Below are 7,085 nucleotides of genomic sequence, written 5' to 3' on the forward strand. Positions count from 1 at the left end.
TTTTGGAATCAAAATAAGATGCATAGTTGAAGCTATAATTATTCTTGATTATTTTGTTCATGATTGGGAGTTAGAGCAGAGGTGTTATCAATTTCTGAATTTTCTACTTTAACAACATCAACTTCTAAAACATTACCTTGATCATTTTGTTTTGGAGCATCTTTGAAAGCTTCTAATTCTTTTTCTTTTTCCCACCAACTAATTTTACCAGTTGCAACAATTTCATCAATATCTTTTTTAGTAAGAGTTTCAATTTCAAGTAAATATTGAGCAATAGTGGTTAATAAATCTTTATTATCTTCAATAATCTTTTTAGCTTGTTGAAAACAATTAACAATAATTTTTTGAATTTGTTGGTCTATTTCTAACCCTTTAGGATCAGAAAAGTCATTTTGAAAATCATTACCTGAATATTGTACTGGTCCTAAATCACTCATACCATATTTAGTAACCATTAATTTAGCTATTTGAGTAGCGTGTTTAAAGTCATTAAAAGAACCACTAGAAACATCATCAAACATTAATTCTTCAGCCACCCTACCACCTAAAAAAGAAGTAATTTGGGCTAAAAGAGTTTTTTTAGATGAAAAGAAAGTTTCTTCTAAAGGCAACATCAAGTTATAACCACCAGCATTTCCACGAGGAATAATAGTAATTTTTTGAACTATTTGAGCAAAAGGCATTTTAATACCAATAACAGCATGTCCTGCTTCATGATAGGCTACCATACGTTTTTCTTTATCAATATATTTACGTGATTTTTTAGCAGGACCCATTAATACTCTATCTAAAGCTTCACTAATATCTTTTTTATTAATGAAAGAAGCGTTTCTACGAGTAGCTAATAAAGCTGCTTCATTTAAAGTTCCTTCTAATTGAGCACCACTAAAACCAGGAGTTTGTTTGGCTAACTCTTCTAAACTAATTTCAGGAGCTAACTTTTTATTACTAGCGTGTAATTTTAAAATAGCTTCACGATCTTTCACATTAGGTAAGGCAATATTAAAATGACGATCAAATCTTCCTGGTCTTAAAATAGCTGCATCAAGGGCTTCTGGTTGGTTAGTAGCAGCAATAACGATAACACCTGCTTTTTGGTTAAAGCCGTCCATTTCGACTAAAAGCTGATTTAAGGTTTGTTCTGAACCACCGCCACTAGTCATGACAGCTCCTCTTTTGCGAGCAATTGCTTCAATTTCATCAATAAAGACAATACACGGAGCTGCAAGTTGAGCTTCTTTAAAAAGATCTCTTACTCGTGATGCTCCTAAACCAACATATACTTCATCAAAATCAGAACCAGAAGAGGCAAAGAAAGGAACTCCTGCTTCTCCTGCTACTGCTTTGGCCAGTAAGGTTTTCCCTGTTCCAGGAGGTCCATATAACAATACTCCTTTAGGGATTCTTGCGCCCATAGCGGTATATTTACGAGGATTTTTTAGAAAATCAATTAATTCTGACATTTCTTCTTTTTCTTCATCAGCGCCTGCAACATCTTTGAAAGTAAATCTTTTTTGATTAAGGACAACTCTGCGCTTTTTACCACCTTTTTTATCCATAATCTCATTACCAAACTGTTCAATCACATCAGAAAAGAGAAGATAAAAACAATAAATAATAATAATTTTTAAGCAAAACCAAGCAACATTGATAACAGGAGCATAACCCCAAAAAGGTTCGACACTTGTAGAAGTGATTGGAAAATCATAAGAAGTCTGAGAGTTCCCCTCTTTATCAAATAAAATACCCATAGGAACATAAGAATAATCAATTTTTTTATTATCTTTTTTAACAACTGTTATATCCATAAAGGTAGATGCAGGATGAGGGGCATAAGTTATCTTTTGAACTTGACCGCTTTTTAATAATTCTTGCAATCCTTTAATTCCTTTATCATCACTTTCTTTTTTAGTAAAAAAACAATAACCAAAAGTAACAATTATTGCAGCTAAGGCAACATATAAAACATAGATATTAAATTTTTTAAAAATTTTATCTAAAAAAGCCATAAAAACACCTTCCTTCATCTAAATTGATAAATTATCAATTTTATATAAATATTATTAAATATCGTCTTTTAAAGCTAAATAAAGACATTTATTAGTTCCTAGAACTTGATTAATATATAAATTAGGGATCCATAAAATATTATTAGAAGCATCAACTACTAACCACAAATTGTTTCTTTGTAACAACGATATTTTGCGATTAATCAAAAAAGTTTTTAATTTTTGAGTACCAAAAGGAAATTTTAATATGTCACCGTTTTTTTTATGACGAATAGTTAAAGGGAGTATAATATGGTGACTATCATAACTAATAGGTTGTATCTTGGAAGAAAAGAAAGCAACAGCAGCGGAGCAAGAGGAAGCGGCAAGTAAAGGGGGTTTCAAGTTGTTGTTTGTTTTCATACCTAAGTTGTTGCAAGTCATTAATCCAAACCAAAAATAACTTTTAACCAAGTAAAATCCTAAATGAAGACACCAAGATAAATTAGGTTTAAGGGGGTTATTTAATCCTTTAACTATGCTTTTAATTAAACCAAAATTTTTATTAAGATTAGCTTGTTCTAATAAAAAAAGAATAATATCTTGTTGAATAACTATATCAAGCAGTAAAAAAGATTTAAGATCAAACAAAGGTGGGTTGGCGCTGTTGGATTTAGTTTGGGTTTGAATGGTTTTGTTTGAAGGTAACAACACATAACTACTTTGTTGCCCTTGTTGTCTGTGATCTAATTGTTGTTCTTTAATAAAGGCAAGAGTAGTTTTTCTAATAAAATGATGTGTTTCTAAAAGTTGACAAGAAAAACGTTTCACATTAGCCAAAAAAGCAGTCTTTTCTTGTAAATAAGGGATAACACGATGCCTGATATAATTTCTTTGATAAATAGTTTCTTGATTAGTTTTATCTTCTAAAAAAGGGACTTGATAAGTTTTAGCATAAGCCATAATTTCTTTTTTAGTTGTATATAAAAAAGGTTTTAAAAAAACAAACTTATTAATGAATAGTTGTGGTTGCATTCCACTATAACCTAACAAAGTACTACCACGACCCAATTTCATTAAAATAGTTTCGGCTAAATCATCTAAATGATGTGCTGTTATAATTTTGGAAGTATGATACAAACATGCTATTTGTTGTAATTTAGCTTGTCTTAATAAACGTGCTTTATTTTGAAAATCTGCTTTAGTTAGGTGAAGTTTAAAATAATGAAAGGGGATATTGTGATTTATACAATAACTTTGTACTAACCGTTTGTCTTCTAAAGCTTCTGGGCGCATTAAATGATTAAAATGAACTACCTTTAAAGTAATATTTTGTGACCGCAAAAAATCTAATAAAACCATCGAATCAACCCCGCCTGAAACAGCGATAATATAAGTTGCTTGAAGATCTAATTTTGAAGATAGTTTCATATTAACTAATTAAAGCCTCTCTAACCCCTGTTATCTAAATATTATCTAAATATTATCTAAATATTATCTAAATATGATTAATATTTAAATTTTAATTTTTAAAGTCTTTAATTGTTCATCATCCACTAAACTAGGGGCTTCTAACATTAAATCTTTCGCATTTTGTGTTTTGGGGAAAGCAATTACATCACGAATATTATTAGTTTTAGTAAATAACATCACCAAACGATCAAGTCCTAAAGCCAATCCACCATGAGGCGGAGTCCCATATTTTAAAGCCTCCATGAAAAAACCAAAACGTTTTGTTACTTCTTTTTGATCAAAACCTAAAAGTTTAAAAATAATCGCTTGAGTTTGAGGATTATTAATTCTTAAAGAACCGCCTCCCACCTCATAACCATTCCATACTAAATCATAAGCCATGGCTAAAGCTTGATGAGGTTCTTCTTGTAATACTTGAAGGTCACAAGGAGCAGTAAAAGGATGATGTAGCGAATAAAGTCTATCGCTATTAAGGTTAGATGGGTTTGGTTCATGAGATTCAAATAAAGGGAAATCAACGATCCACAATAAAGCTTCTTTTTGATAATCAATTAAAGCTAAATCAAGAGCCAATTTATTTCTAAAAATACCTAACGCTGGCTGAATTTTTTCTTTTTTGCCAGAAACTAAAAAACAGGTTTCTTCATTATTTAAAAAAGAATCATCCTTAATAAATTGAGATATTCCACCTATAATTTTATCATTTTTTTTATTAAAAGTGAATAATTTCAAACCAAAATCACGATCAAAAAAAAGTTGATATTCGCTTATTTTACGTCTTGTTAACAAAGGACTAGTAGCCACTTTAAACCCTTTAACCAAAGTATTACCAAAAAGCTTATTATTCCAAGCATCTTTGGTAAAAAAAAGGTTAAAGTTATCGATTTTCAAAGGATTTCTAAGATCCGGCTTATCAGTTCCATAAAGCTCTAAAGCTTTTTGATAAGTTAATTTCATAAAAGGAGAAGGTAATTTTTGATGCCAAATGTGATCAAATAAATTAACTATAATTTCTTCTGTTAACTCCATAATCTCTTCTTGGGAACAGAAAGATAATTCAAGATCAATTTGAGTAAATTCAGGTTGACGATCAGCCCTTAAATCCTCATCACGGAAACAACGAGCTACTTGAAAATATTTTTCAAAACCACCAATCATATACAGTTGTTTAAACAGTTGTGGTGATTGTGGTAAAGCATAAAAATTACCAGGATAAATACGAGAAGGTACTAAATAATCTCTTGCTCCTTCAGGAGTTGATTTGGATAAAATAGGGGTTTCTAATTCGAAAAAATCATTTTTTAAAAGAGTTTGACGAATACTTTGAGTAATATGATGTTTTTGAATTAAAAAATGTTTTACTTCCGGATTGCGTAAATCTAAATAACGATATTTTAATCTTGTTTCTTCCAAGCTAGTTTGACTTTGAAAAACATTTAAAGGAAGGATTTGGGCTTCATTTAAAATATCACAAGCTGAAACTAACACTTCAATCTCACCTGTTAACATATTAGGGTTTTTATTGCTTCTTTCAACTACTAAACCTTTAATTTCAATAACAGTTTCCAATTTAAGATTTAACATTTGATCATATTGAGGATGTTCATTTTTAACTAATAATTGCACTACCCCAGAAACATCACGTAAATCTAAAAAAAGAGTTTTCCCCAAATTTCTTTTACGAAAAATCCAACCTTTTAAAAAGACCTGTTCGCCAATATGATGACTATTTAATTGATTATTTTGATGACTATATTTACTTTTCATTTATTTTAATTATTCTCCTTGCTTTGTTGCTTGATTGTTTTAAATAAAGAATCATATCTTTTTGAAGGATAGTTGCTTGCTTTTTAGTAACAGTGTTTTTAATAGTAATCTGCCCATTTACAAATTCTTGTTCTCCTAAAATAAGAAGATAACGTGGATTGGTTTTAAAAGCTTGTTTTAAAGCTTTAGCAAAGGGAAGAAAAACATAATTAAAAGTAGTTTTAAACCCTTGATGACGTAAAGTTTGAACTAAAGCAAAAGCTTGGTCAAAAAAACAAGGATCTAAGGATAACAAAAAGATATCCAAAACAAAGCATTGATCTGGTTGACAAAAAGATGTTTGAGTTAAAGCTAACATAATTCTCTCCATCCCCAAAGCAAATCCTATGCCTGGAGTTTGATCGCCACCAAAATTAGATACTAAATGATCATAACAACCGCCACCGCCTAAAACCTCTTGATGATCGTTATTGACAACTACTATTTCAAAAACCGTATGAGTATAATAATCCAATCCTCTTACTAAATCATGACAAATGTCAAAATTAACTTGACTTGCTTTCAAACCATCAAGTACTTTTAAAAACCTCTGGTTAGCTTCTTTAGTAAGATAATTAAACATTTTAGGAGCCTCTTTTAAAAAAGGTTGACAGTAACAAACTTTACAATCCCAAATTCGTAAAATATTTTTATGCATTCTTTCCTGACACAAAGAACATAAATGATGATGCTTGTTTTGTAAATAATTTTTAAAAACTTGAAGATAATGATGATAACTACTTTGATCTCCTAAAGAATTAATGTTAACTTTAAGATTCTTAATCCCTAAAGATTTAAGAGTTTCATAAGCTAAAGTAACCACTTCTATATCTAAAAAAGGAGAACTTAAACCTAACATTTCTACTCCCATTTGATGAAATTGTCGGTAACGCCCTTTTTGAGGTCTTTCATAACGAAAACAAGGACCATAATAAAAAAACTTATATAATTGTGATGTTTTATCTAATTTATTTTCCACATAACTACGGACTATTCCAGCAGTTCCTTCTGGCCTTAAGGTTAACCAACGCTTTTTTTTATCAAGAAAAGAATAAGTTTCTTTAGAAACCATTTCTGAATGTTGGGCAGCACGTTCAAAAACACCTTGATATTCAATAATAGGAGTTCTTATTTCTTGCAAATGATATTTGGCAAAAAGATGACGGATATGAGTTTCTACTTTTTGCCAACATCTTATTTGTTCTGGTAATAAATCAGCAGTACCTTTAATTTTACGAAACATATTTGCCTTTCCTTATTTTCTTTATTATTTCATTAAAATAATATAATTTTTTTCAATTAACAATTATTACTTTGATTATCTTTTAAACAATCTTACTTATTATTATATCAAAACTGATTCAATAAAACCTTTAAATGATGCAAATAGGTAATTGTATTTAATATAACTAATTAATTTTAAGATAATTATCAATAATAAAAAAGATAAATACTAATTTTGAGTATAAAATTTGTTTTTTTTTCGTGTATAATTGTAATTAATGGTTGTCCTTTATTAAAAGAGCAACCATTCTCAAAAAAACAAAAATAAATATTAATTTTGAGCATAAAAGTTGTTTTTTTGTTCTTTTTCGTGTATAATCATAGTTAATGGTTGTTGTTTTCGTTGAAGGAGCAATCATATATATTAAAATAAAAAAGGAGAAATCAAGTAAATTCAAATGTCCAATAACAAACATATTATTTCTAAAACAAATTCAAGCTTTCACAAATTACTCTTTCTATTTTCTATTCTTTTAATTACCTTATTATTACCTTCTGTAGTAGCAAGTGGTAAACCAGCACTTAACACAGTTA

Annotated in this window: 4 protein-coding genes; all 4 read right to left on the minus strand. The window is 29.4% G+C overall.

Translation table 11 applies throughout. The features are described from left to right. Nucleotides 1-38: 38 nt before the first annotated feature. A complete protein-coding gene (ftsH, locus tag CHTY_RS01775; RefSeq protein WP_203552213.1) occupies nt 39-2,009 on the minus strand; it encodes an ATP-dependent zinc metalloprotease FtsH in 1,971 nt (656 codons plus the stop codon). A gap of 54 nt (nt 2,010-2,063) precedes the next feature. Then, a complete protein-coding gene (gene tilS, locus CHTY_RS01780) occupies nt 2,064-3,419 on the minus strand; it encodes a tRNA lysidine(34) synthetase TilS (RefSeq protein ID WP_203552214.1) in 1,356 nt (451 codons plus the stop codon). Nucleotides 3,420-3,503: 84 nt separating this feature from the next. Beyond that, a complete protein-coding gene (gene aspS / locus CHTY_RS01785; protein ID WP_203552215.1) occupies nt 3,504-5,228 on the minus strand; it encodes an aspartate--tRNA ligase in 1,725 nt (574 codons plus the stop codon). Further along, the gene (gene hisS / locus CHTY_RS01790; protein WP_203552216.1) at nt 5,218-6,510 is read right to left on the minus strand and encodes a histidine--tRNA ligase; all 1,293 of its coding nucleotides are present in this window, start codon (nt 6,508-6,510) and stop codon (nt 5,218-5,220) included. The genes aspS and hisS overlap by 11 nt, the downstream gene beginning before the upstream one ends. Nucleotides 6,511-7,085 lie beyond the last annotated feature (575 nt).

This window comes from Candidatus Phytoplasma meliae, assembly GCF_016876135.2.

Bases quoted from the DNA above. Each gene is read 5' to 3' on its own strand.
- tilS (WP_203552214.1), bottom strand. From the start codon at position 3,419: ATGAAACTATCTTCAAAATTAGATCTTCAAGCAACTTATATTATCGCT.
- ftsH (WP_203552213.1), bottom strand. From the start codon at position 2,009: ATGGCTTTTTTAGATAAAATTTTTAAAAAATTTAATATCTATGTTTTA.
- aspS (WP_203552215.1), bottom strand. From the start codon at position 5,228: ATGAAAAGTAAATATAGTCATCAAAATAATCAATTAAATAGTCATCAT.
- hisS (WP_203552216.1), bottom strand. From the start codon at position 6,510: ATGTTTCGTAAAATTAAAGGTACTGCTGATTTATTACCAGAACAAATA.